18 protein-coding genes are annotated in these 24,411 nt (G+C 39.6%); 14 read left to right on the top strand and 4 right to left on the bottom strand.

The genetic code is table 11. From position 1 onward, the window contains the following. Position 1 precedes the first annotated feature (1 nt). The 5 genes from R2Q84_RS02395 (at position 2) to R2Q84_RS02415 (ending at position 4,641) form a co-directional block, all read left to right on the top strand. On the top strand, positions 2–649 hold the full coding sequence (locus R2Q84_RS02395) for a GIN domain-containing protein (protein ID WP_316814924.1): 648 nt from the start codon (positions 2–4) through the stop codon (positions 647–649). A gap of 202 nt (positions 650–851) precedes the next feature. After that, positions 852–1,352, top strand: coding sequence for a DUF4833 domain-containing protein (locus R2Q84_RS02400; RefSeq protein ID WP_316814925.1), 501 nt, complete (start codon positions 852–854; stop codon positions 1,350–1,352). After that, complete coding sequence (locus tag R2Q84_RS02405; protein WP_316814926.1) at positions 1,336–1,929, top strand: RNA polymerase sigma-70 factor; 594 nt, start codon at positions 1,336–1,338, stop codon at positions 1,927–1,929. The genes R2Q84_RS02400 and R2Q84_RS02405 overlap by 17 nt, the downstream gene beginning before the upstream one ends. A 10-nt stretch (positions 1,930–1,939) precedes the next feature. After that, positions 1,940–2,899 (top strand): FecR family protein, encoded by a 960-nt coding sequence (locus tag R2Q84_RS02410; RefSeq protein WP_316814927.1) that lies wholly within the window; start codon positions 1,940–1,942, stop codon positions 2,897–2,899. Next, entirely contained in the window at positions 2,899–4,641 is a 1,743-nt protein-coding gene (locus tag R2Q84_RS02415) for an LA_2272 family surface repeat-containing protein (RefSeq protein WP_316814928.1), read from the top strand. The genes R2Q84_RS02410 and R2Q84_RS02415 overlap by 1 nt, the downstream gene beginning before the upstream one ends. On the opposite strand, the gene R2Q84_RS02420 is transcribed toward R2Q84_RS02415, so the two are convergent. The 4 genes from R2Q84_RS02420 to R2Q84_RS02435 are packed head-to-tail and all read right to left on the bottom strand — an operon-like array spanning position 4,642 to position 9,466. Then, positions 4,642–5,811, bottom strand: coding sequence for an ABC transporter permease (locus tag R2Q84_RS02420; protein WP_316814929.1), 1,170 nt, complete (start codon positions 5,809–5,811; stop codon positions 4,642–4,644). Continuing rightward, complete coding sequence (locus R2Q84_RS02425; protein WP_316814930.1) at positions 5,780–6,964, bottom strand: ABC transporter permease; 1,185 nt, start codon at positions 6,962–6,964, stop codon at positions 5,780–5,782. The genes R2Q84_RS02420 and R2Q84_RS02425 overlap by 32 nt, the downstream gene beginning before the upstream one ends. Beyond that, on the bottom strand, positions 6,964–7,950 hold the full coding sequence (locus R2Q84_RS02430; RefSeq protein ID WP_316814931.1) for an HlyD family secretion protein: 987 nt from the start codon (positions 7,948–7,950) through the stop codon (positions 6,964–6,966). Before R2Q84_RS02430 ends, R2Q84_RS02425 begins: the two co-directional genes overlap by 1 nt. A gap of 31 nt (positions 7,951–7,981) precedes the next feature. Next, positions 7,982–9,466 carry a TolC family protein gene (locus R2Q84_RS02435; protein ID WP_316814932.1) on the bottom strand — a complete coding sequence of 495 codons (1,485 nt, stop codon included), beginning with the start codon at positions 9,464–9,466 and terminating at the stop codon, positions 7,982–7,984. A gap of 577 nt (positions 9,467–10,043) precedes the next feature. Between R2Q84_RS02435 and R2Q84_RS02440 the strand changes: the two genes are divergently transcribed. From R2Q84_RS02440 to R2Q84_RS02480, 9 genes are all read left to right on the top strand, one after another. Next, a complete protein-coding gene (locus R2Q84_RS02440; RefSeq protein WP_316814933.1) occupies positions 10,044–10,685 on the top strand; it encodes a DUF47 domain-containing protein in 642 nt (213 codons plus the stop codon). 98 nt (positions 10,686–10,783) lie between these two features. Further along, positions 10,784–12,265, top strand: a complete 1,482-nt coding sequence (locus tag R2Q84_RS02445) for an alkaline phosphatase PhoX (RefSeq protein WP_316814934.1) — start codon at positions 10,784–10,786, stop codon at positions 12,263–12,265. A 68-nt stretch (positions 12,266–12,333) separates the two neighbouring features. After that, on the top strand, positions 12,334–14,127 hold the full coding sequence (locus R2Q84_RS02450; RefSeq protein WP_316814935.1) for a cytochrome-c peroxidase: 1,794 nt from the start codon (positions 12,334–12,336) through the stop codon (positions 14,125–14,127). 29 nt (positions 14,128–14,156) lie between these two features. After that, a complete protein-coding gene (locus R2Q84_RS02455) occupies positions 14,157–15,695 on the top strand; it encodes a SulP family inorganic anion transporter (RefSeq protein ID WP_316814936.1) in 1,539 nt (512 codons plus the stop codon). Between the two features lie 102 nt (positions 15,696–15,797). Next, positions 15,798–16,121 (top strand): hypothetical protein, encoded by a 324-nt coding sequence (locus tag R2Q84_RS02460; RefSeq protein WP_316814937.1) that lies wholly within the window; start codon positions 15,798–15,800, stop codon positions 16,119–16,121. A gap of 83 nt (positions 16,122–16,204) precedes the next feature. Continuing rightward, on the top strand, positions 16,205–20,569 hold the full coding sequence (locus R2Q84_RS02465; RefSeq protein ID WP_316814938.1) for a CusA/CzcA family heavy metal efflux RND transporter: 4,365 nt from the start codon (positions 16,205–16,207) through the stop codon (positions 20,567–20,569). Positions 20,570–20,573: 4 nt separating this feature from the next. Then, positions 20,574–21,869, top strand: coding sequence for an efflux RND transporter periplasmic adaptor subunit (locus R2Q84_RS02470; RefSeq protein WP_316814939.1), 1,296 nt, complete (start codon positions 20,574–20,576; stop codon positions 21,867–21,869). 22 nt (positions 21,870–21,891) lie between these two features. Continuing rightward, complete coding sequence (locus R2Q84_RS02475; protein WP_316814940.1) at positions 21,892–22,308, top strand: Fur family transcriptional regulator; 417 nt, start codon at positions 21,892–21,894, stop codon at positions 22,306–22,308. Positions 22,309–22,377: 69 nt separating this feature from the next. Continuing rightward, positions 22,378–24,378, top strand: coding sequence for a heavy metal translocating P-type ATPase (locus R2Q84_RS02480; protein ID WP_316814941.1), 2,001 nt, complete (start codon positions 22,378–22,380; stop codon positions 24,376–24,378). Positions 24,379–24,411: the final 33 nt, after the last annotated feature.

The raw sequence follows: 24,411 nt of genomic DNA on the forward strand, positions 1-24,411 counted from the left end.
TATGAGACTTTTATCATTTATTTGTATCAGCATCCTGTTTATGGGATGCAGCAAAGACAGACTAACAGCAAGTGGCGACAAAACTTCTGAGACACGCTTTCCAGGCACTTTCACTGGTGTCAACACCAGCGGATCTACACCGGTTCAAATTACTTATGGCACTGAATTAAAAGTAGAAATTAAAGGATCTAATAATCTCATTCCATATTTCAAGAGTAATATCATTAATGGAACGTTATACCTGGGTTACGAAAAAGCAAGTGTACAACATGACGATATTGAAGTACACCTTACTCTTCCCATAATTAAAAAAATTGCACTAAGTGGTAGCGGAAAAGTAGATCTGGGGGGCAATTTCCAACCTGTAAATGAACTAAAAATATCCATTAGTGGCTCAGGTAGCATTTTGGTAAAAGACACCTTCGAAGCAGACGAAATTTCGGTAAACATTTCAGGATCAGGAAAGGCAGACCTGCTAAAAATAATCAGTACTGAGGCTGAGGTCGACATATCCGGAAGTGGAAACGCTACGCTCACGATAGAGAACAAGTTAAAAGCCAGAATAAGCGGCAGCGGAAAAGTATATTACAATGGAAGCCCGGAAGTAGATGCCAATGTAAGCGGCTCAGGTAAGGTTATAAAGCTGTAGAATTTTTGTTGTGAACCTTCAGGATTATAGGAGTATGTTACCAGATATTAAAAATAGCGACGGATTGGAAGAACTATTGTATTTTATTTTTTCCAATCCTCATAAAACCTATAAACATAAATCAAATAAACACCCGCAATTATCTGCATCACCTAAAAACATAAGTAAAAGATTATTGAGAACTGCTATAATCCTGATCACAATGATTTTTGTTCTGAGTCAGCTCTCCTATGCCCAGAACCAGATTGAAATTTCCACACAATCCACAGCAAATAACAATAACGACTTCTTGTTTTTTCTACAACGCAGTCCTGAAACAAACAAGGTGGGTTATGCCCTTAACTACAAAGAGTCTGGCAAACTGTGTGAAAACGAGCCTATAAAAGCCTTTTGGATAAGCGAAAACAACCATCAAAAACTCAAGCCCCTTACTACAAAAGAAGAAAGACAAGCATATGGACTAAAAACTAAATCAATAGGAAATAACGAATTCGAAATCAGATTAATAGCCTACAACAAAATCCCTCTTTATTTAAAAAAATCAGAAATTGGCGATAACTATCGAATATACATTCAGGATGAAGATAAAGCGTTACTTTTAAAGAGGATATTTATAAAGCTAAACCATGGTACTTTTTGGTTTCCAAAATTACAGTATATAGATTTGACTACTACAACACTAAACAGTGAAACTAAATTATAGCATTAGCGAAACCTCAGTCCATCAGCAATATAATGATGATCAGGCTTTTGAACAATTGTTTAAAAGCCATTTTAAGGCTTTGCATGCCTATGCCAATGTTATTTTAAAAGACGAAGATGATGCTGAAGAAATCGTACAAAACATGTTCTTAAAATTTTGGGAGAAACGAGAGCTACTCCATGTACAAACTTCATTAAAAGCTTATCTGTATAAATGTGTGTATCACGATAGCCTTAATTTTCTGAAACACCAGAAGATTAAAACAAAATACCAGGATTTTGCAGCCTATACCATGAACGAAGGACATCTACCCGCTTCATCAAAAGTTGAAATGACAGAGCTGGAGTATAATCTTGGTTTAGCACTAAATGAATTACCGGAACAGTGCAGAACTATATTTCAGATGAGCAGATTTGAAGAATTAAAGTACCGGGAAATTGCCGAACGTCTGGGTTTATCTATAAAAACCATAGAAAACCAAATGGGCAAAGCACTTAGAATTCTACGGATGGAACTGGCCGACTTCCTTTCGCTCATTTTATTGGGCCTGATGTATTACAAGGATTATTTTAATTAAAAGAAACAGCATGACTGATGAATTATTGATAAGGTTTCTTTTAAAAGAAACAAGTGAAGAAGAAAACATCACAGTTCAGAACTGGATTGATGCTGCTCCTTCCAATAAAGACCACTTTTTAAAGTTCGAAAAATTATGGAACAGTAGTAAAAACCTGGCTCCACAAAGCACTATTAGCGAAAATGAAGCATGGTTAAGGTTTAAACAAAAAACTGTAGCTTATAAACAACCAGCAGTAAAAAATTTAAATCCCATAAAAAAATGGCTTAAAATTGCAGCAGTATTGTTTGTCATAGCTGCGGGATGGTCTGTGTACAGCATTTTATCACCTGTTTCCTATACCAGTTTTTCGGCCGGCAATAAGGTAGCTACCAAAATGTTGCCCGACGGATCAGAGCTAACCTTAAATAAAAACTCCAGTGTTAGTTATGCCAGCAACTTTAAAAACAACAGAAGCATCCATCTCAAACAAGGTGATGTATTTTTTAATGTCGTACACGACAAAACCAAACCATTTATCATTGAAATAGACGAAGTTTCAGTACTTGTAGTAGGTACCTCATTCAACATAAAACATCTCAATGACCAAACCGAAGTAATTGTTGAAACCGGAGTAGTTAAAGTGAGTTTAGGTACTGAAGAAATAAGCCTGCAAAAAGGCGAAAAAGTAGTGATCAGTAAAAGTTCGACCAAGTTAATTAAAGCACAAAACACAGATCAGCTTTACGACTATTATCGCAGCAATGAATTTGTAACTAACAATACTCCTCTTTCCAGATTATTGGAAGTATTTAATGAGGCATATGGTGCTAACATTATCATTAACGATGAAACCATCAAAAATTTAACCATAAATACAACCTTTAAAACCACTGCAAGTTTAGAAACAAACCTGCAGGTAATCTGTCGCACACTGGATTTAACATTGATCCGTAACCAAAACCAAATTATATTGTCTAACCACCAATAATGAAACTAAAAGCCACCCTAGCCCTCTTATTTTTTGCTGCCTATACAAAAGCGCAAATGCCGCTACTCCCCTCTAAACATAATTTAGAGAAAAAGGTAAGTATTGAGGTAAAAGATCAAAGAATTGCTGAGGTATTACAAAAAATCGGCAGGGCCGGGAATTTCTATTTTTCATATAGTGGCACATTGCTGAAACAAGACAGTCTGGTTAGCCTAAACATAAGAAATTCGCCAGTCAGGGAAGTGCTAAACAAACTATTCAATAACAAAGTTGACTACACAGAAAACGGGGAGTATGTCATTTTACGATATGCGGCGAATCATTTTACCATTGAACCAGAGAATATTACTACGGCCGAGAAATTATACCTGATTAGCGGATTTGTAATTGATACAGAAACCGGATTAAAAGTAAAACAGGCGAGTGTTTATGAAAAAAGACTGCTGCAGTCGACCCTTACAGATAACAAAGGGTATTTTAAACTAAAATTTAAAGGTGAGCATACCGAAGTTATACTTACGGCGAGTAAGGAAACATACCGTGATACCAGCCTGATTTTCCTATCCGACATCAAAATAAAACCCGAAGCATACCGTGATCAAAACGACCGAACGGGAAACATGGGCTATGGTGATATAGAGAATTCGGGCATAGGTAGATTCTTCATTTCGTCCAAACAGAAAATACAGAGTTTAAATATCCCCGACTTTTTTGCCAATACACCTTTTCAGGCTTCATTTACCCCTGGATTAAGCTCCCATGGTATCATGAGCTCGCAGGTTATCAATAAATTCTCATTGAATATATTAGGTGGCTATACAGCTGGTACAAACGGATTTGAAATAGCTGGACTTTTTAACATTACCAAAGGCGACGTAAAGAAAATGCAGGTAGCCGGTTTATTTAACCAGGTAGGCGGTTCTGTAAACGGTATACAAGTGGCCGGGCTGATAAACGACGTAAGAGGAGAAAAAAAAGGATTTCAGGTTGCGGGCCTATTTAACAATGTAAAAAAAGAAGCCGAAGGTTTTCAGGTCGCCGGTCTTTGTAACCTTGCCGGCAAAAGTATGAAAGGTATGCAAACCGCAGGTCTCATAAACATTACCCGAAAAAACTTTAGTGGTTTTCAAGTTGGAGGTGTCGCGAACATTGTTTCAAAAGATATGGACGGCGTACAGATTGCAGGTGTATTAAATTACGCGAAAAAGATGAAAGGACTTCAGATTGGACTCATCAATGTAGCTGATACTTTATCTGGCTGGAGTGTGGGGTTACTTAACTTTAGTAAAAATGGATACCATAAAATAAGTGTATATACCAATGAAACAGTAAATACCAATATTTCTTTAAAAACAGGTAACGCCAATCTATATACCATATTGTTCGTTGGTATGAATGCTTCCAGCCAGGAAAAAATAAAAACGGTGGGAGTTGGTATGGGGCATGACTTCATCTTTAACAAACGCTTATCCCTGGGCCTGGAAATAACCGGACAATCTTTATACATGGGTAGCTGGGATGCAGCAAATTTACTAAGCCGTGTACAAACAAATCTGCAATTTCAGCTATTTAAAGGCTTCGCCATATTCGGCGGACCTGCATATGCGATATATAGCGGAGATGCCCCGGCCGGATCAAGTGCCCCCGGCTACAAACAGAATGTAGTCCCCTCCCACCATACGAGTTTTGGCAATGCAACCAAAGGCTGGATCGGTTTCAACGCAGGCATCACGATCATGTAATTATGATTTTGCGACTAACAAGCTTTCCGGTTTACTAAATCTCAAATAACAAATACCTGTATAAAACAACCATAACAATAACAAATGAAGTAAAGGTCCTGTTTGACTGGATAAACTGGCACCCGATTGTACAATAGCTGTATACACTTTAATAAACGGTGTAGTAGGTATTAACATAGAAATCCATTGTACAACCAACGGCAGTGATTCAAAAGGCCAGGTATACCCGGTAATTAAGAATATAGGATAAGTTGAAAAAGCCATTACCTGCAAACACAACAACTGGGTTTTAAACAATGAGCCTATAAATTGTGCCATAGGTATCAATGTAAACAAGAGGAGCATCAGTAATATTCCCAGGTCAAAACCACTTCCCCGCATGGGTAGGTTTAATATTTTAAAGTTTACATTCAGAAAAAAGAAACCGTAAGCCCCAAAAACAAATAGATAAAACAAGCCTTTACCCCATATTGCCGTAGATACTCCGCCACTAAACCATTCCTTAATCCGGGAGTTTTCCCGTTCTCCTGCCACACTTTCCGATAAACCAATCAGCAACGTTTGCTGCAAAATCAACGCCAGCAATGCAGGCAGTAAAAAAGCACCGTAGCTGGATCTTTCGTTAAATAACGGGCGATAGTCTAAATTAATCGGCATCACATTTTGCATCGCCATCGCGGTGCTTAAACCTTCACTCTTTTCAAAATACTGCAACCGAACGCCCGCTCCTATTGTCAAACAAATCTGCTGCACACTCATCAGGATATCACTTGAAGGTAAAAACCTTGCTGCATTTACCGCAAGTACTACATTACTCTGTTTTAAGCTCAATAAATTACTTTGTGTACCTTTCGGAATATAAAAATAGCCCTGAGCGTCGCCCCTGTACATACATTCCTTAGCCTCTTCCAGGTTCGAAAAATGAATCAACTCTACTACAGGTGAATTGTCGATATTCTGCTGCAACAAACGCGATAAACGCGACTGGTCGTCATCAACCACCGCCAGTTTTACATTTTCTTCCTCTTTATTGATGTAAATACTGCCGTAAAAAAAAGCGTACAATAACGGCGCAATCAGCAAAGTCAGCAACAGACTATGGTCCTTTGCCACAAGAGCTGTTTCTCTTAGAAAAAGCTTAATTAGCGACGGCCTGGACTTCTTGCTCATTTTTACTCGTATTAAATTGTTGTTGAAATAAAATCACAGCCGTTGGAAACATCACCGCACAAAACAAAAGCAGTTTATTGATATCGGCCTGCGCATAATTCATCGGCAAATTCATGTAATACACCTTAAAAAAAGCGTCTAAAAAAGGCGTGTAAGGCATTATTGTAGCATAATACTGATCATACCACGGCATTGCCCATCTTGGAAAAGTAAAGCCGCTAAAAACAAATGCAGGCGAAGTATAGAATAAAGCTACATCACCCGAAAGCATCACATCCTTAAATAAAGCAGAAATAAACATCCCAATACCTAAACACGCAATAGACAACAAGGTATACAACAAAAAGAACTTACCTGTGGCAGCAGAAACCCCTATACCGAATATTGGAAAAATAACAAATGCGATGACAAAGAAGTTAATCCAGGCAAAGACCAGATGAGCCAGTGTTTTTGCCATAATTACTTTCAAAGCTGACCCATTTGCCAAAACATACAACTCCTGCATGGTATTCGTTTTCCATTCATAATTTAATGCCAGCATACTACTAATAATCAAGATCATCTGCATACCAACTGTTATTAGACCAGGCACCAGATATTCCTGATAATTGTAGTTAGAATTATACAACTGGTAGGAATTTAGTTTTATCGGATTCGCCAGCGCCATGGCCCTGTCTGGTTTCATGCCCGTTTTTACCAGTTTCTTTAATACGACACCAGAACTTCCCATAATAATGACTTCTGCTACGGCCTTATAAACCAGCTTGGCCGGCACTAACGAAGCCGCATTGGTATATAGTGTCACATTGGAAGGGTGCCTGCTGTAAATATCCTTTTGCATATTTGCCGGAAAATGTACGGCACCCATTATTTCGCCTTTTTGAATCAAGTCTTTAACCTCAGCTTCACTACCAACACTCCGTGTAATCTGCAAGGTTTCACGCTGCTCCAGTAAGAATATAAGCTGTCTGCTCATCGCTGATTTATCTTCATCCCAAATGGCAAAAGCCAGATGTTTTGCATCTTTTTTCTGATAAATGAGCGCATAAAAAGAAAATAGCAAACCTGGAATAACCAGCATCACCAGGTAAAAAACAGGCAACCTGATTATTCGTTTCCACTCTCTTAAAATGATATGGCCTATTGCTTGCATTAAGGCAGAATTAAAGAAGCTGTCATGCCCGAACGTAAACCTTTAATCGCCGACAAATCTTCCGGCTTAAACTCAACTGTAAAAGTCCTCAGTTCAAACTGTCCTTTATCTTTTGCCGGCACCCAATTTGCAAATTCAAGTGTCGGAGAAATTGTAGACACCTTAACGTTAAAAACTTCAGGCTCACAGCCCGGCACAGTTACCTTTGCAACCGAACCAACTTTAAGATCCTTCGCCCTATCCTGGCGAATATTAAATTTAATGAATGACGAGTTTTTCTTTTCAATGGTCATCATCGGATAACCTATTGAGACGATTTCTCCCTGGTGTGTAACCAAACTAGAAATCACCCCGTCTGCAGGGGCATGAACCCTCGTATTATCGCCCAATGATTTAGTTAACTCATAAGCTTGTTCCGCCTGCTTTACAATGGCATTTGCTGTTTTCAAAATTTCAGGTCTTGTACCATCCTTCAGCATCTTCAAATTCAGTTGCGCCGTTTCCATTTCTTTTTTAGCAGCCTGATACCTAAAATAAAACACATCCTTCTCCTGCCCCGAAATTACATCAGCATTGTACAAACGTTCCATTCGCTGGTAAGTAGTATTAAACAAATTATATTGCTCTTCGCTAATCTGGTAAAGCTTGGATGTAGCTTCAATCAACTCCGGTCTTGCACCTTGTGCTAGTAGTTCCTGCTGTCCCTTTGCCGCCTCTATCGCTGCTAAAGCCTGCGATTTAATGGCATCAATCTCGTTCGACCGCAACACCGCAACCAGCTGTCCCGCTTTCACGGTATCTCCCTGCTCTACCAGTAACGAGTCTAACCGCCCAGGAAATTCTGCGGCAACATCTACACTAGAAGCATCAACCATCCCAATTAAATTGTCTTCATCATGATTCCCTTTCAAGAAGAAAAACAAAGCAACAATAACAACCAGTATGGGGATCAGCAGGGCCCAGTAGTTTTTTATAATTTTATTCATACTCATATCTTTTATATTTCTACTGCTACTTTTACTTAATAAACTGACTTATTTGTTTCGGATCACCAAGACTGTTAAAATATTCCGCCAATGCCAGGTAATATCCTAAAACAGCCGCCTGATAAGCTTTATCAATTTCTTCTTCTATTAGAACAGCATCATTTACATCTTTTGGTGACGAAAGTTGGTTTTCCATACGTTTCGTAATCAAACGAGCGGTGGTTTCAGCTTCTTTTCTGGCATTGTCCATTACCGTTACTTCATTTTGAAGGGAAGTCATTTTATTGCGGGAAACCTTTGATAAAACCTGAAGCGTTAATCCGGCATTCTCTTCGGCCAGCTTCGATTCTTCAATCAACTGCTGGGCAGCTAACGTACGTTTTCGGGTTTGTCCGTTAAACAAGCTCCATTGTAATTCAACACCAACAAACCAATCGGGTATCGTTACCGGCAGGTCTCGCTGGTACAAATTGTAGTTTCCAATGGCAAAAATATTAGGCAGGGAAAACGATTTACTAATTTTTACAGCAGTTTTAGCGTAAGACATTTTACTCCCAGCCAGCTGATACAGTGGGTTATTTGTCCAGAATTCGCCTTGTGGGAGTTCAGGATTAACTGGTGTAAACTTTATCGTATCAGTAATCAAAATATTCGAATCAAGCGGCACCCCTAGTAATTTATTCAGCTCAACATGTGCATTTTGCTTATCCAGCTTTATACTGCTAAAACGCGCATTGGCCTGCATCAACACTACATTTGTCCAGCTTTTCTGGTACGGAGGCAAAATCTCATTCTTAACCAGTTCGTTCGCATAGTTGTTATTTTTGGTCAGTATATCAACAATATGCTGTTGCTTGTTCAGCACTGTATTCAAATATAAAATCCGGAGGTATTGCAAGGATATCAGAAAGTCGACCTCTTTACTCACTACATTTACGTTAATTTTTGCTGTATTTGCCAACGATTGCGCCAGATTCGTCGCAGCATCCAACTTATTTCCTAAAAAAATAGGTTGTCTTACGCCCAATCCAGCAACAAAGTAAGACTGTTTGCTTAATTCAGGATTGTAATCAGGATACACTGCTCCAATAACATTCTTCGAGGTATTGTAAATCCGGTCTTGCGCCGCCTGCGATAAATTATTGCCTGTAATTTCCTTAAAAACCTCATTTGCAGCATTCACACTTTGTTGTGATGAACCATTTACTATCCCATCTTTAACTGTCTGCAGGTTAATGGTTAACGGGCTACTGAGATAAGTATAACTGGATAATAAATCAACCTTGGGTAAGTAACTCTTTTTTTCGGCCTCTAAATTATACGTTCCAGACAACAAGCCAGAGCGGGCCTGTTTCAAAGTAACATTTCGTTGATTGGCAAGATTATAACAATCCTGTAAACTGGTCGACTGCGCCTTTACATCTAAACAAACGAAAACTAAGCATCCTAAAACAACATAACCAAAGTGGTTATTTTTTCGCTTTAATATAAGATCAGCAGGTAGATTTTTAATCATATAGTGGAATAAAAGCTATTTAAGCGGCGTTACAATAGGATAACAATAAAATTCTTAAAAAGTTTTGCCAATAAAAAACACTGATTTTCCACCAGAAAAACAAAACCACAACAACCTAAACAACAGTCAATTAACCAACATCTAAATTAACTTCTGTATTTTGCAGTTTATCTGGATGATAACTATTCAAATCGCACTCTTTCCTTATCAGTCAACTATTTGTTAATTAATAATTAAAAAATATCATTAAAGCTTACTCCAGCTTAGATATTACTCGAAAAAACATTCAAATACGCCAATTCCCAACAGGGGGCCGACAGGGAAATAACAAGGGGTAAACAGGGACTTAACAGGGGCAAATTCCCTGTCAACTCCTGGTTAGATCCTTTTAGCATCCCTGTTAATTACAATTAACTTATACTTAATTACCCTACTGTGATTTTGTCGTTGGGCACCTGTGGCCATACCGGTTAGCTAAAGATACAGATGTTCGTTGGCCGTTAATGACAATTAATAGCCCTTACATTTCATAGTGACTTAACATTGCAAAGATATTTTTGTTAAAATCAAAAACACTATGAACAGCATTTTCAACTTTTTTAATCCTAAGGACAAACTATTCCAACCTCTTTTTGAACAGGCTGGAGACAATCTCGTAAAAATCTCACATGCGCTGGTTGAAACTGTAAGCACAATAGATCCTGTTAAAAGGAGAGAACATATCAGAGAAGTTGATAAGCTTGAACAAATTGGCGACGACATTACGCACACTATTTTCTTAGGACTAGGGAAAACCTTTATTACCCCTTTTGACCGTGAAGACATTCACGCATTGGTCAGCTCACTAGATGATATCGCAGATTATATTTATGCAGCGGGTATAAATATCGATTTATACAATATCAAGACTATCAATAAATCGATGATTAAATTGGCTCAATTGTTATTTGAAATGTGTACTGATCTTGATATGGCCATTAAAGAGTTGAGGAATTTTAAAAATACGGAACTAATTGCGGCGGTATGTTTAAGAATAAATGCCGGAGAAGCCAAGGCTGACAAAATTTGTAATACAGCTTTAGCTATACTGTTCGATGATGAAGTTGATGCCATTGAACTCATCAAACAAAAAGAGGTACTGCAAATGCTTGAAATGGCAACCGATAAATGCGACGATGCTGCAAACGTGCTGGAATCCATTTTGATTAAAAATGCCTAGAATCATTCCAAACTACCCAAGCAAGGACATTTAACATTGTCTTAAACGTCTCACAATATTAGCCATGTAGGTTTGCTATAGAAAAACAAAAACAAACTATGACTAAAATTCTATTCAAAAGAAAAACACTGGCCTTTGCAATCGCTGGTTTTGTTGCCACTGCAGTAGCAGTAACAGCCTGTAAAAAGGATAAAAAAGAAATAGTTGAGGAAATTGAGCTCCTTAAAAATTACTCTGTAACTCCATCGTTGTTGAAAACAATGGACGGATTTGAAAATCTCAAAATCACAACATTGATCAGTAGCGATGATGTGTTACCTGAGTCTCCAAATTTTATTTTTGGTGCACAGCCTGATGGTGCGGCGATTCTAAAAAATCCAGCTGGAGATGGTTTCATCATGATCAACAATCATGAAATCCTACAGTCTGTATCGAGAGTTTACCTCGATAAGAACTTTAAACCTATCAAAGGTGAGTACATTGTTGATTCTGATGGTGGTATGACCCGTCTTTGTTCTGCAACGATGGCAACTCCTGAAGAACATGGATTTTCCAAACCTACTTTTCTTACCGCCGGCGAAAGTGGTTCCGAATCTATGATTCATGCCATTGACCCTTTAGCTACTCCGGACAAGAAGAACCAGCAAAGAACGGTAAAAGCATTAGGCAGATGGAGTGCAGAAAATGCTGTACCACTTCCAAAAGGTGCTTACCCAGGTAAAACAGTCATATTAATTGGTGAGGACGAATCAGATGGCCAGTTGGCCATGTATTTATCCAATACTCAAGGTGACCTGAGCAACGGAAAAGTTTATGTTTTAAAACGTACAAATAACGATCCTGTGGAAACCAGTATGTATAAAGGGAATTCCTACGATGTTGAATTTGTAGAACTTAATAATGTACAAACCAGCACAGGATTAGAACTTCAGCAACAGACAATTGATAAAAAAGCGCTAATGCTTGCCCGTGTTGAAGATATCGACTACAGAAAAGGTAGCGCCGCCAACGGACGCGAAATTTACTTTACTGCTACCGGAGTAAGTCAGGCAGATAAGTTAACACCGGTAAGTGGAAAAACAATGTGGGGCCGTGTATACAAGTTGGTTTTAGATGCCGACAATCCATTGAAAGGTAAACTTCAGGTTGCAGTAGATGGTGGTGATAACCCTGGCAGCAGCATTGTGAACCCTGATAACCTTTGTGTAACTGAAAATTATGTTTACATACAGGAAGATGGAGATTCTTATTACAAGAACAATGATCATGACGGTACAATCTGGCAGTTTAACATGGCCAGCAAATCGTTAAAACCGATGTTGCAAATGAACCACCGCAGAAACGAAACTGCATTTAATGCTAAATATAACCCTGCAAACAGTACACTTTTAAGTAGCTGGGAATATGGAGCGATGTATGATGTTTCTGCACTTACCGGAATTCCTGAAACGTTTGTTGTGAACCTGCATCCGCATACATGGACAGATGCCAAATTTAAAAACGCCGATGGAGGAACCGCGCGTCTGACAAATAATAGCGAAGGCGGACAAGTTGTTATTGTTCGTGGTATAGCAAAATAATCAATCTACTTCATACGATCCCTCCCGGTTAAATGCCGTGGAGGGATATTTTGTTCAATAAACTCAACATGATCCGCAATTCTAAATTCACTATATTTTCAATTCTAATCTCCATTACCACACTCTTGTCTATATTTTGCACAGTTAAAAAAAAGACACCGGCAGAAGAGGTTAAAATAAGTTTCGACAGCCAGTTGTTAAAACTACAATCAATTGTAGACCAGGAACTTTTAACCGCAATAAATAAAGCAGATGAGAAAGCCATTAAAGCAAGCTTTCTACAATCCCGGGCACAGTATAAAAAGATTGAATATTATATTGAATATTTCTTTCCTTCGACCTCTGCGTTGATAAATGGAGCGCCAATTGACGAAATTGAATTGGGTGAAAACTTAATTGAAGAACCTACAGGTTTTCAGGTTATGGAAGAACTGATTTACGATACACCAACACCGGAAAATCGTGACGAATTACTGAATGAAGTAACGAAGATGCAGACCAACCTTAAGCGGGTTACCAGATTTAATGAACAATATGAAATAACCGATGCGCAAATTTTTGACGCAATCAGATTAGAAGTTTTTCGCATTACCAGTTTGGGTATTACAGGTTTTGATACGCCAACAGCTTTACAATCCTTACCAGAAGCAGCTGCAGCTTTAACAGGAGTAAAAGATGTTTTAAAAAACTACAAAGCCAATAATGAACTATTAGCCTCTATTGAAACTGCAATTAGCCTCCTCAACAACCATCGGGATTTTAATAGTCTTAACCGGATAGATTTTATAACAGATCACTTACAAACGATAAGTAATGGCATAGATAAACTTCGCAAAAAACTGAACATCAAAACAACAAGCAGTGGTTCTGCCCTAAATGACGATGCGGTAAGCATGTTTCAAAAGAACGCATTCAATATGAACAAGTTTGTCGGCAATTATACAGAATACCTATCCGACGAGAAAATTGCTTTGGGCAAATCCTTGTTTAATAGCACCCTACTTTCAAATGGAGGAAACAGAAGCTGCTCAAGCTGTCATCACAAAGGAAGAGCATTTGCCGATGGTCTCAAAACCGCTGAAGGCCTGAATGGGACCAAATTCTTATTAAGGAATACCCCTACTTTAACTTATGCCGGTTTACAACGTGGTTTCTTTTATGACCTTAAAGCAGGTACCCTGGAAGATCAGGCACTGGATGTTGTCCATCATAAAAATGAAATGGACGGTTCACTGACTGAAGCTGCTAAACGTTTAAACAATGACAAAGCGTTCCCATCTGCTTTTAAAAACACGTTCAAGGACAGTACAGTCAACATCACTCCATGGAAAATCCAACATGCACTGGCCTCCTACATACGTTCACTAGCGCCTTTCTCTTCAAAATTTGACAGATATATGCAGGGTGATAAAACACAGCTTAATCCGGAAGAAAAAGCCGGGTTCAACCTATTTATGGGTAAAGGTAAATGTGGCAGTTGTCATTTTGCGCCACTATTTAACGGTACGCAATCTCCCTTATTTACTAAAAGTGAGGCTGAAGTTCTGGGCGTACCTACACATGCAGATACCGTGAACGCAAAACCGGGCTCCGACCTTGGCCGCTTCATGTTAAATCCTTACCCGCAGTACAAGTATGCCTTTAAAACCACTACTCTGCGCAATGTTGCTAAAACAGCACCATATATGCATAATGGTGTTTACAAAACTTTAGAAGAGGTTCTGGATTTTTACAATCGTGGCGGCGGAGCCGGCATAGGTATCATTCTTGACAACCAGACTTTATCATCAGATCCGCTTAAACTCAGTAAAAAAGAAATGCAGGATATTATTGCCTTTTTAAAAACATTAGATGATCAATAAAGCACTTTAATATCCTATTTTTGCGGTTAATGAAGCCAATCCTACGTTTGTTTGATTTTTCGCAAAAGGTTAATTACAGAACTGAAGTTCTTGCAGGTTTAACGGTTGCCATGACCATGATGCCTGAATCTTTGTCTTTCGCCATCCTTGCGGGCTTACCTCCCTTGTCGGGTTTGTATGCGGCTTTTATCATGGGCTTAGTCACCGCAATTTTTGGTGGGCGACCAGGATTAATATCTGGCGGTGCCGGTGCAACAGTTATTGTACTGATTGCCTTAATGAAATCGAACGGATTGGAATATGTATTTGCAGCCGTTGCTATGGCAGGCGTGATCCAAATTATTGTCGGTCTTTTTAAACTGGGGAAATTTATACGCCTGGTACCACAGCCAGTTATGTTCGGTTTCGTGAATGGCCTTGCTGTAATCATTTTCCTGGCCCAACTGGAACAGTTTAAAGTAAATGTGAATGGAGAGCTGGTTTGGCTAAGTGGAAGCGCACTGTATATCATGCTCGGATTGGTGGCTTTAACTGTTACTATCGTTTTAATATGGCCTAAAATAACTAAAGCAGTACCTGCTTCACTGGTAGCGATTATTGTTGTTTTCCTCGTCGTATTGGGATTTAATATAGATACCAAAACAGTTAAAGACATCGCTGCTGTAGGCGGAGGCTTCCCTCCTTTTCATATCCCTGAAATCCCGTTTACTTTCGAAACACTTAAAATTGTGTTTCCCTATGCGCTGATTATGGCTGCTGTTGGTTTAACTGAAGGTTTACTTACCCTAAACCTTGTGGATGAAATTACAGAAAGTAGAGGAAATGGAAACCGGGAATGTATTGCGCAGGGAAGCGCAAACATCCTTAATGGCTTCTTTTTCGGCATGGGCGGCTGCCCAATGATCGCGCAAACGCTGGTTAATCTTTCGGCAGGTGCCAGAGCCCGCTTATCCGGCATTGTTGCCGCCATCACCATTCTGGCTATCATTTTATTCGGGTCATCTTTAATCGAAAAGGTTCCGATGGCAGCGCTAACAGGTGTAATGATCATGGTAGCCATAGGAACATTTGAATGGATGAGCTTTAAAGTCATCAATAAAATGCCCCGACAAGATATTTTTGTAGGCGTAACGGTTGCACTTATCACCATCTGGCTACACAACCTTGCTTTAGCAGTATTAATCGGGGTTATTATTGCTGCATTGGTTTTCGCCTGGGAAAGTGCAAAACGAATAAGGGCAAAAAAACATATAGATGAAGACGGGATTAAGCACTACGAAATTTATGGACCGTTATTTTTCGGTTCAGTAACGGCCTTTATGGAAAAGTTTGATGTAAATAATGATCCGAAAAAGGTAATCATTGATTTCCGCGATAGCAGAATTGCTGATATGTCGGGAATCGATGCTTTACATAAACTCACAGAAAGATACAAAAAGGCAGGAAAAGAACTGCATTTAAGATACCTTAGTGAAGACTGCAGACAACTCCTTAAAAATGCAGATGCCATTATTGAAGTCAATATCATGGAAGATCCTACTTACAGAATCGCTGGCGATATATTGTAAAAATAATAACGACAAAAGCGCTTTATTAACTTGAAATTAAAATATAACAGATGAATGATACAAATTAATTTGTTTTTTAAAAAAAACGAGTAAGTTTGCAATATGAAGTATCTGGCGTTCATATTTACCCTTTACGTAGTGGCCCTGTCTGCATGGCCGTGCTGTGGTAATGAAGCTGGTCTTACCTCTGGTCAGAATGACGCTTGTTATACATCTTCAGATAACCATGATAAAGCGCAAAAAGACCCGCATGCCTGCTCTCCATTTTTTCATTCCAGCACTTATCATGCTTTTGTAGCATCACCAGCAGTGAACAAAGCTCCCGCTCTTGTCATTTCTGATTGTAACAATAGCTTTCCTGACTTCCAGGATTGTGCAGTGATCTTATTTCCCGGCGATATCTGGCAGCCGCCTCAGTGGGTATAATTATTTTTCTGTTTATAATTATTAACCCACGTATTTTAATGGCATATACATGCTATTCCTATGCGGTAAAATAAGATCATTTTATGTTTAACAAGATTATTTTATTCTCCATAAAGAATAAACTAGCCATTGGTATAATGACCCTTGCCTTAGTTGTATGGGGAATTTATTCCTTAACCAGGTTACCTATTGATGCGGTGCCTGACATTACCAATAACCAGGTACAAATTATATCTCAGGCGCCTAGTTTAGGTGCTCAGGAAGTTGAACAGTTCATTACAGCCCCTATTGAGCTGGCAATGGCCAACATTCCTAAGGTAATCGAAAAACGTTCCATATCCCGTTCGGGCATATCAGTAATTACCATCGTTTTTGAAGACGATGCAGATATTTATTGGGCAAGACAACAAGTTTCAGTACAATTAAAAGAAGCAGAAAGTAATATACCTGATGGTTTAGCCGAACCTTCCTTAGCTCCCATCACTACCGGCTTAGGTGAGATTTACCAGTATGTTTTACATACCAAAAAAGGCTACGAGGATAAATATTCGGCTACCGATTTAAGAACCTTACAGGATTGGGTGGTAAGAACTCAATTGGCTGGTACTAAAGGTGTAGCTGAAGTAAGTGGCTGGGGCGGTTATGTAAAACAATATGAAATTGCGTTAGACAATGAGCGTCTCAACGCCAATAACGTAACCATTTCGCAGATTTACGATGCCTTAAAAAACAACAACGAAAATACAGGTGGTTCTTATATAGAACAACAGAGCAATGCCTACACTATTCGTGGCATTGGCCAGGTTAAGTCGCTGGACGATATTGAAAAAATCGTTGTAAAAAATGTGGGCGGTGTTCCTGTCTTGATCAGGGATATTGGAACAGTTCAATTTGGAACTGCCACAAGATATGGTGCGGTAACCAGAAACGGAACAGGAGAAGTTGTAGCCGGGATAACCCTGATGTTGAAAGGCGAGAACTTTAACCAGGTGATAGAAAACGTAAAAGAGAAAATCATTCAGATTCAAAAATCCTTACCAGAAGGCGTAATTATTGAGCCCTATATGGATCGGACTGAATTGGTTGGCCGTTCTATCAGTACTGTCCAGAAAAACCTGATTGAGGGTGCCTTAATTGTAATTTTTGTACTGTTGTTACTACTTGGCAACTGGAGGGCCGGGTTAATTGTGGCTTCGGTAATTCCACTCTCTATGTTGTTTGCCTTTGCTATGATGCGCCTGTTTGGCGTTTCGGGGAACCTGATGAGCCTTGGTGCAATCGATTTTGGTTTGATTGTAGATGGAGCGGTTATTATCGTTGAAGCCATTATATTCCGTCTCACGGAAAGTAAGTTGTTTAAAGGGACACCAAGGTTAACCCAACAGCAGATGGACAAAGAAGTATTTACTGCTTCTTCAAAAATCAGGGCTAGTGCAACATTTGGCGAGATTATCATTCTGATTGTGTACTTACCGCTACTTTCACTGGTAGGTATCGAAGGTAAAATGTTCAGACCAATGGCCGAAACTGTAGTTTTTGCTATTGTTGGTGCATTCATCTTATCATTAACCTATGTTCCTATGGTGAGTGCTTTATTTTTAAGCAAAAATACCGAGCACAAAAGAAACATATCTGATAAGATTATGGACTTTTTCAAAAGGGTGTACAAACCCATGCTGGAATGGGCATTGGGCTTTAAAAAGTTAGTTGTAGCTATTGCCATTGTATGCTTTGCATTTACCCTTTGGTTATTTAACAATATGGGTGGTGAGTTTTTACCTCAATTAGAAGAAGGCGATTTAGCTGTTGAAATTGCAATGTCGCAGGGAACATCACTTACACAGGTTGTAGAAAGTTTCAGCAAGGCCGAAAAGATATTGAAAGATAAATTCCCGGAGGTAAAACAAGTAGTAACCAGGATTGGTAGTGCCGAAATTCCAACAGATCCAATGCCGGTTGAGCGTGGTGACATGATGGTGGCAATGCTTCCTAAAGAAGAATGGACAACGGCAAAAACCAAAGAAGAAATGTCTGAGAAAATGGAAGAAGCACTTTCTGTTTTACCGGGTGTAAGCATTGAGATCACACAACCTATGCAACTGCGTTTTAATGAATTAATGACTGGCGTCAGACAGGATGTAGCTATTAAAATTTACGGAGAAGATCTTGATGTGCTTACCGAACAGGCCAACAAGGTTTCTAAACTAATTGCACCTGTTGCCGGCGTTAATGAACCCTTTGTAGAGCAAGTTACCGGATTACCACAGGTGGTAGTAACTTACGACAGGGAAAAAATTGCGCAATACGGATTAACAATAGGAAACATCAACAGCATATTAAAAACCGCGTTTGCAGGGGATGTAGCCGGAGTAGTGTTTGAAGGTGAAAAACGTTTTGATATGGTGGTACGTCTACAGCGCGATCTCAGGGAAAATATCTCCAGTATCGAAAACTTATATATTCCACTACCTTCAGGCAATAAAGTACCTTTAAGCCAGGTTGCTAAAATTGAACTGAAAGAAGCACCTGCGCAGATCTCCAGAGAAGATGGAAAGAGACGTATATATGTCGGCTTTAATGTAAAAGGAAGAGATGTGGAGCGTACCGTTGCAGAGATCCAACAGATCCTGAATGCAAAGTTAAAACTGCCTTCCGGTTATTATATCACCTATGGCGGACAGTTCCAGAATCTGATTGAAGCCAAAAGTAGACTATCAGTTGCGGTACCAGTAGCTATGCTTCTCATTTTAGGACTTTTATATTTTACCTTCAGATCATTTAAGCAAACCATTTTAATCTTTACAGCGGTACCTTTATCGGCCATTGGTGGTGTATTTGCATTGTTACTTAGGGATATGCCATTTAGTATATCTGCCGGGGTTGGCTTTATTGCACTGTTTGGAGTGGCCGTACTGAATGGTATTGTACTCATCTCCTATTTCAATCAATTGAAGGAAGAAGGAATTACTGATGTATATCAACGCGTAATTCAGGGCACACAGGTAAGATTAAGGCCAGTAATTATGACTGCTGCAGTGGCCTCGCTGGGCTTTTTACCAATGGCCTTATCCGGAGGAGCCGGTGCTGAAGTACAAAAACCATTGGCAACCGTTGTTATCGGAGGTTTATTGTCGGCCACCCTACTCACGCTATTTGTATTACCATGTTTGTATATCTTAACTACCGATCGTAAAAAAAGAACTGTAATGACTGTAAAACCTTTAATTGTGGCGCTCATGCTATTTGCCGGATTAGGATTCACTGGCAGTGTTAAAGCACAACAACCAATTTCGGCTGATACCGCAGTTGCCATGGCATTAAGAAACAACCTGCAGCTAAAATCGTCGGATCTGGCCGTCAATCAGGCACGAACAATGCAAAAAACGGCTTTTGATCCTGCCAAAACAGAATTTGGTGTTTCCCAGGACCCTACAGGTGGTGGTAGCAACGACAACTCTGTTTCTGTTTCTCAAAGCTTTGCCTGGCCGGGATTTTACAAAAACCAAAAGAAAGTACTTACCGGACAAACTGGATTAATGGAAAAGACCAGTAATTACACTAAATCGGAAATTACACGCGATACCAGGCTTGCCTATTACAACTTACTCTATAGCATCAGTACCTTAAAAGTTCTGGAACTGCAAGACAGTATTTATAGTAACTTCATCAAAAAATCGGAACTTAGATATAAAGTTGGCGAAACCTCTAATCTGGAACTGATTACTGCCAAAAATAAATATCAGGAGGTACAAGCCTTAAAAAAAGCGATGGAAACCGAATTGTCTGTCCAGCAGCTTAATCTACAGCAATTACTGAATGTGAAAACCAGCTTAAGCCCTTCCGAAAAAAGTCTTCCGGTATTGATTTTGACTGAAAATGGAATAACCGCAACCGAAAGCAACCCACTAATGGAAGTATATCAACAGCAGGTTGCTGTCGCTAAATCTAAAATTGACCTGGAACGCTCACGTGCCATGCCAGATCTTACACTTGGCTATGCGCAACAATTCGTCATCAAATCATTTGATCCCGCAAACATTGGTCGTACTTATACCCCCGGAACCCGGATTGCCGGAATACAGCTGGGTATTGCCGTACCCATATTTAATGGAGCTGGCCGTGCAAGGGTAAACAATGAAAAGATTGCCGCTCAAATTGCTGAAACAGACTATCAACGTGTACAAAACCAACTGAATACGCAATATCAACAAGAACTTCAGAATTATGCACAACACAAAAGCATGGCCGACTATTTCACTTCCGGAGGTCTGAAACAAGCTGATGAACAGCTGCGAATTGCACAGGTATCTTACGACCTGGGAGAGATTGGTTATATTGAATTTATTCAAAACATGGCACTGGCTATACAAAGTAAACTCAATTATTTGCAAACCGTCAATGCGCTGAACCAATCAGTTATTCAATTACAATTTTTAAAAGGAAAATAACCCAATGAACACAACAACATATATAAAAAGAAACATCGCTATACTCATCTGCTCAGCATTTATAGTTAGCGCAATCAGTTCATGCGGTGACGCAACAAAAAAGGCCGGTACTACTACTGAAGCAGCACACGATCATGGTGCCGAAGGACATGCTGAGCACAGTGAAGCGCTTGAGTTAAGTAAGGAACAAATGGATGCCGTAGGCATTGTTATTGGAAACATCGAACAAAAGAACCTTACTGCAGTAGTTAAAGCGAGCGGGCAATTGGCTGTACCACCTCAAAATGCGGCACAAATTAATGTACTGACAGGCGGTATCATCAGAAAAATAAATGTAATTGAAGGTCAGCGTGTAAGCAAAGGTCAAGTATTGGTTACCATAGAAAATCAGGACCTGATCAAACTTCAACAAGATTATTTAACGGCTAAAGGTGGCTTTAGCTTTATCGAAGCTGAGCATAATCGTCAGCAACAGCTTAAAGCTGCCAATGCTGGTACTGGAAAAGCGCACCAACAGGCGGAAGCAAACTACAATGCAGAACGTGCCAGATTAAAAGCTTTGGAAAGCCAACTCAAGCAATATGGCATCTCCGTTAGCAGAATTACATCAGGTAACATCACGTCTCAGGTTCCTGTTACTGCCCCCATCAATGGAACTATTGGAAAAATATCCGCTGAAACCGGGTCCTACGCACAACCGGGTGTATCAATCATGGAAATTGTAGATAATTCAAAAATCCATGCCGATCTCATTGTTTTTGAAAAAGATCTTTCAAAAATTAAAGTGGGACAAAAAGTAGATTTCCAACTGACTAACCAAAAGAATGAACAGATTGAAGGAGAAATCTATGGTATCAATAAATCATTTGAAAATGACAGTAAAGGCGTAGTTGTACACGCGATTATTAAAAAACCAGGTGCGAACCTGATTCCCGGAATGTATGTAACCGGCCTTATCGGTATTGGTACTGCAGCAGCCAATGCGGTTCCGATTGATGCCATAATCCGTTCAGAAGGAAAAGCGTTCATTTTTATTGTGGATACCGAAGCAAAAGCCGCACATGAGGAAGAGCACGGACATACACACGAGGGGGAGGCAGAAGAAAAACATAAAGAAGAAGACGCAAAAGACAAAAATTCAGTACATTTCAAAAAAGTTGAAGTAACAACCGGTGTTGCTGAATTGGGCTATATACAGATCAATCCTTTAGAAAAATTACCTGCAGATGTCAGGGTGGTTACAAAAGGGGCCTTTTATTTGCAGTCAAAAGCATCAGGACCAGCAGAACATAGTCATTAATGGAACAATAAGCATAAAGTATATGACACAGGACATTGAGCACAGACTTAAAAACAGACAGGTTAACCCTACGGCCATGCGTTTGCTCGTATTGGATTTCTTAACGAAACAAACTGCTGCCATAAGTTTAAATGATCTTGAAAAAGGTATGGCCCCATCCGACCGGATTACCTTGTACAGGACCTTAAAAACTTTTGAAGAAAAAGGACTGGTACATAGTATTGAAGATGGCACCGGGGCTACTAAATATGCTTTATGCGAGCAAGATTGTGATGGTGAAAACCATCACGATCTTCATGTTCATTTTTACTGCAATTCCTGTAAAGAAACATTTTGCCTACCCAACACCCGCATTCCTGAACTGGCATTACCTAACGGCTTTAAACAACAGGAAATGAACCTTATTATTAAAGGAGTCTGCGAACAATGCAGTAAATAAATCCAGCAGCTTACTTTGCAATAGCATTGCATAACTTCAGCCCTTACCTTTGTTGTATAATTTAAGGCGATGAAAGTAACGGACCTACATAAAGACTGCTGTTCGGTTGATGAAATCAACGGTAAAGCACTTCAAGTAAATCATAATCATAGCGCAGGTAATCATACTGAGCAGCATAGCGATGACGACGGGCATAACCATGGCGCGGAAGAACCTTCAAGCTGGTTAAGTCATTGGCCTTTGCTTACCTCCCTTGCCGTTGTTATTGTAATGATGGTACTGGAATATGGCTTTCACACCACATTCAATACCGTCACGCAATTAATCATTTTTGTTCCCGCCTACTTCCTTGCAGGATACAACGTCTTAAATCTGGCCATTAGAAAAGCTTTAAGGTTTGATTTCTTTAATGAGTTCTTTTTGATGAGTGTGGCCACTATAGGTGCCTTCGCTATTGGCTCCTTCAGTGAGGGCGTTGCCGTAATGGTTTTTTATTCCATTGGCGAATGGTTTCAGGATTCTGCTGTTAGTAACGCAAAAAGGAGTATTAAAGCACTCCTTGACATCAGGCCCGACTCCGTGAATGTAATTAGAGATGGAAAAGTGATTACAGTGGCACCAGCAGATGTAGCCATTGAAGAGACCATACAGATTAAACCCGGCGAAAAAGTAGCACTGGATGGGATTTTACTATCTGACAAGGCGACATTCAATACTGCTGCCCTAACCGGGGAAAGCAAACCGGATAATAAAGCAAAAGGTGAAGTTGTATTGGCTGGAATGATTAACCTGAATCAGGTTACGGAAGTTAAAGTTAAAGCTGCATTTAAAGACAGTAAATTAAGTAAAATACTGGAGATGGTGCAGGATGCCACCGCACGTAAATCGCAAACGCAGCTCTTCATTTCCAGGTTTGCCAAAATATATACACCAATAGTTTTTTTACTGGCAGTGCTCGTTGTTGTACTCCCTATGTTCTTTGTAACTGATTACGTATTCAAAGACTGGTTGTACAGGGGGCTCGTATTCCTCGTGATCAGCTGTCCTTGTGCCCTTGTGGTATCAATACCTTTAGGGTATTTTGGAGGAATCGGTCTGGCCTCAAAAAACGGAATATTGTTTAAAGGTTCAAACTTCCTTGACGTTATGACTAAGGTCAATGCCATCGTCATGGATAAAACCGGTACCTTAACCAAAGGGGTATTTGAAGTTCAAAAAGTAGTGACAAACGACTTTGATGAAAAAGAATTAGTTCTTTTGGCAGCAGCCATCGAAAGTAAATCGACCCACCCCATTGGGCTTGCGGTGGTTAAGTATGCAGGAGAAGATTACCACAATGCTAAAATTGCTGAGGTGACAGAAATATCCGGTCACGGACTTAAAGGAACTATTAATGGAAAAACTGTGCTGGCCGGAAATACCAAACTGCTTAAAAAATTCAATATCGATTACAATCATGAAATAGATGCAGAAGCAGATACCATCGTAGTTTTAGCCGTTGATGGAAAATACGCAGGCTATATTACCATTGCCGATGAAATTAAAGAAGACGCCATGCAGGCAATCGCTGACATGCATCGCCTGAATATTCAAACGGTCATGCTAAGTGGCGATAAACAGAATGTAGTAAATAAGGTAGCCAAATTGCTTGGCATTGATAAGGCCTTTGGTGATTTGTTGCCAGAAAACAAAGTTGAGAAAGTTGAAGCGTTGAAGAAAGAAGGTAAACACCTGGCCTTTGTAGGTGATGGCGTAAATGATGCTCCCGTTATTGCGCTTGCAGATGCTGGAATTGCCATGGGCGGATTGGGTAGTGATGCGACTATTGAAACTGCAGATATTGTAATCCAAAATGATCAGCCCTCTAAAATCGTCACCGCCATAAAAATCGGAAAACTGACGAGGAATATTGTCTGGCAAAATATAGCCTTAGCTATGGGTGTTAAAATCATAGTATTGATTTTGGGTGCCGGTGGTGTGGCCACTTTGTGGGAAGCTGTAATCGCCGATGTTGGCGTAGCCCTCCTTGCCATTCTGAATGCGGTACGCATCCAGCAAATGAAGTTGTAAATTAAAAGCAGTATATTTTTCAAGGCCAATTGA

The organism is Pedobacter nyackensis (assembly GCF_032678475.1).
GTDB classification, from domain to species: Bacteria; Bacteroidota; Bacteroidia; order Sphingobacteriales; family Sphingobacteriaceae; genus Pedobacter; species Pedobacter nyackensis_A.

Excerpts from the sequence above, each read along its gene's own strand:
- R2Q84_RS02455 (WP_316814936.1), top strand. The coding sequence starts at position 14,157 with ATGAAGCCAATCCTACGTTTGTTTGATTTTTCGCAAAAGGTTAATTAC.
- R2Q84_RS02425 (WP_316814930.1), bottom strand. The coding sequence starts at position 6,964 with ATGCAAGCAATAGGCCATATCATTTTAAGAGAGTGGAAACGAATAATC.
- R2Q84_RS02460 (WP_316814937.1), top strand. The coding sequence starts at position 15,798 with ATGAAGTATCTGGCGTTCATATTTACCCTTTACGTAGTGGCCCTGTCT.
- R2Q84_RS02470 (WP_316814939.1), top strand. The coding sequence starts at position 20,574 with ATGAACACAACAACATATATAAAAAGAAACATCGCTATACTCATCTGC.
- R2Q84_RS02395 (WP_316814924.1), top strand. The coding sequence starts at position 2 with ATGAGACTTTTATCATTTATTTGTATCAGCATCCTGTTTATGGGATGC.
- R2Q84_RS02465 (WP_316814938.1), top strand. The coding sequence starts at position 16,205 with ATGTTTAACAAGATTATTTTATTCTCCATAAAGAATAAACTAGCCATT.
- R2Q84_RS02435 (WP_316814932.1), bottom strand. The coding sequence starts at position 9,466 with ATGATTAAAAATCTACCTGCTGATCTTATATTAAAGCGAAAAAATAAC.
- R2Q84_RS02420 (WP_316814929.1), bottom strand. The coding sequence starts at position 5,811 with ATGAGCAAGAAGTCCAGGCCGTCGCTAATTAAGCTTTTTCTAAGAGAA.
- R2Q84_RS02415 (WP_316814928.1), top strand. The coding sequence starts at position 2,899 with ATGAAACTAAAAGCCACCCTAGCCCTCTTATTTTTTGCTGCCTATACA.
- R2Q84_RS02445 (WP_316814934.1), top strand. The coding sequence starts at position 10,784 with ATGACTAAAATTCTATTCAAAAGAAAAACACTGGCCTTTGCAATCGCT.
- R2Q84_RS02400 (WP_316814925.1), top strand. The coding sequence starts at position 852 with ATGATTTTTGTTCTGAGTCAGCTCTCCTATGCCCAGAACCAGATTGAA.
- R2Q84_RS02430 (WP_316814931.1), bottom strand. The coding sequence starts at position 7,950 with ATGAATAAAATTATAAAAAACTACTGGGCCCTGCTGATCCCCATACTG.
- R2Q84_RS02410 (WP_316814927.1), top strand. The coding sequence starts at position 1,940 with ATGACTGATGAATTATTGATAAGGTTTCTTTTAAAAGAAACAAGTGAA.
- R2Q84_RS02450 (WP_316814935.1), top strand. The coding sequence starts at position 12,334 with ATGATCCGCAATTCTAAATTCACTATATTTTCAATTCTAATCTCCATT.
- R2Q84_RS02480 (WP_316814941.1), top strand. The coding sequence starts at position 22,378 with ATGAAAGTAACGGACCTACATAAAGACTGCTGTTCGGTTGATGAAATC.
- R2Q84_RS02475 (WP_316814940.1), top strand. The coding sequence starts at position 21,892 with ATGACACAGGACATTGAGCACAGACTTAAAAACAGACAGGTTAACCCT.
- R2Q84_RS02440 (WP_316814933.1), top strand. The coding sequence starts at position 10,044 with ATGAACAGCATTTTCAACTTTTTTAATCCTAAGGACAAACTATTCCAA.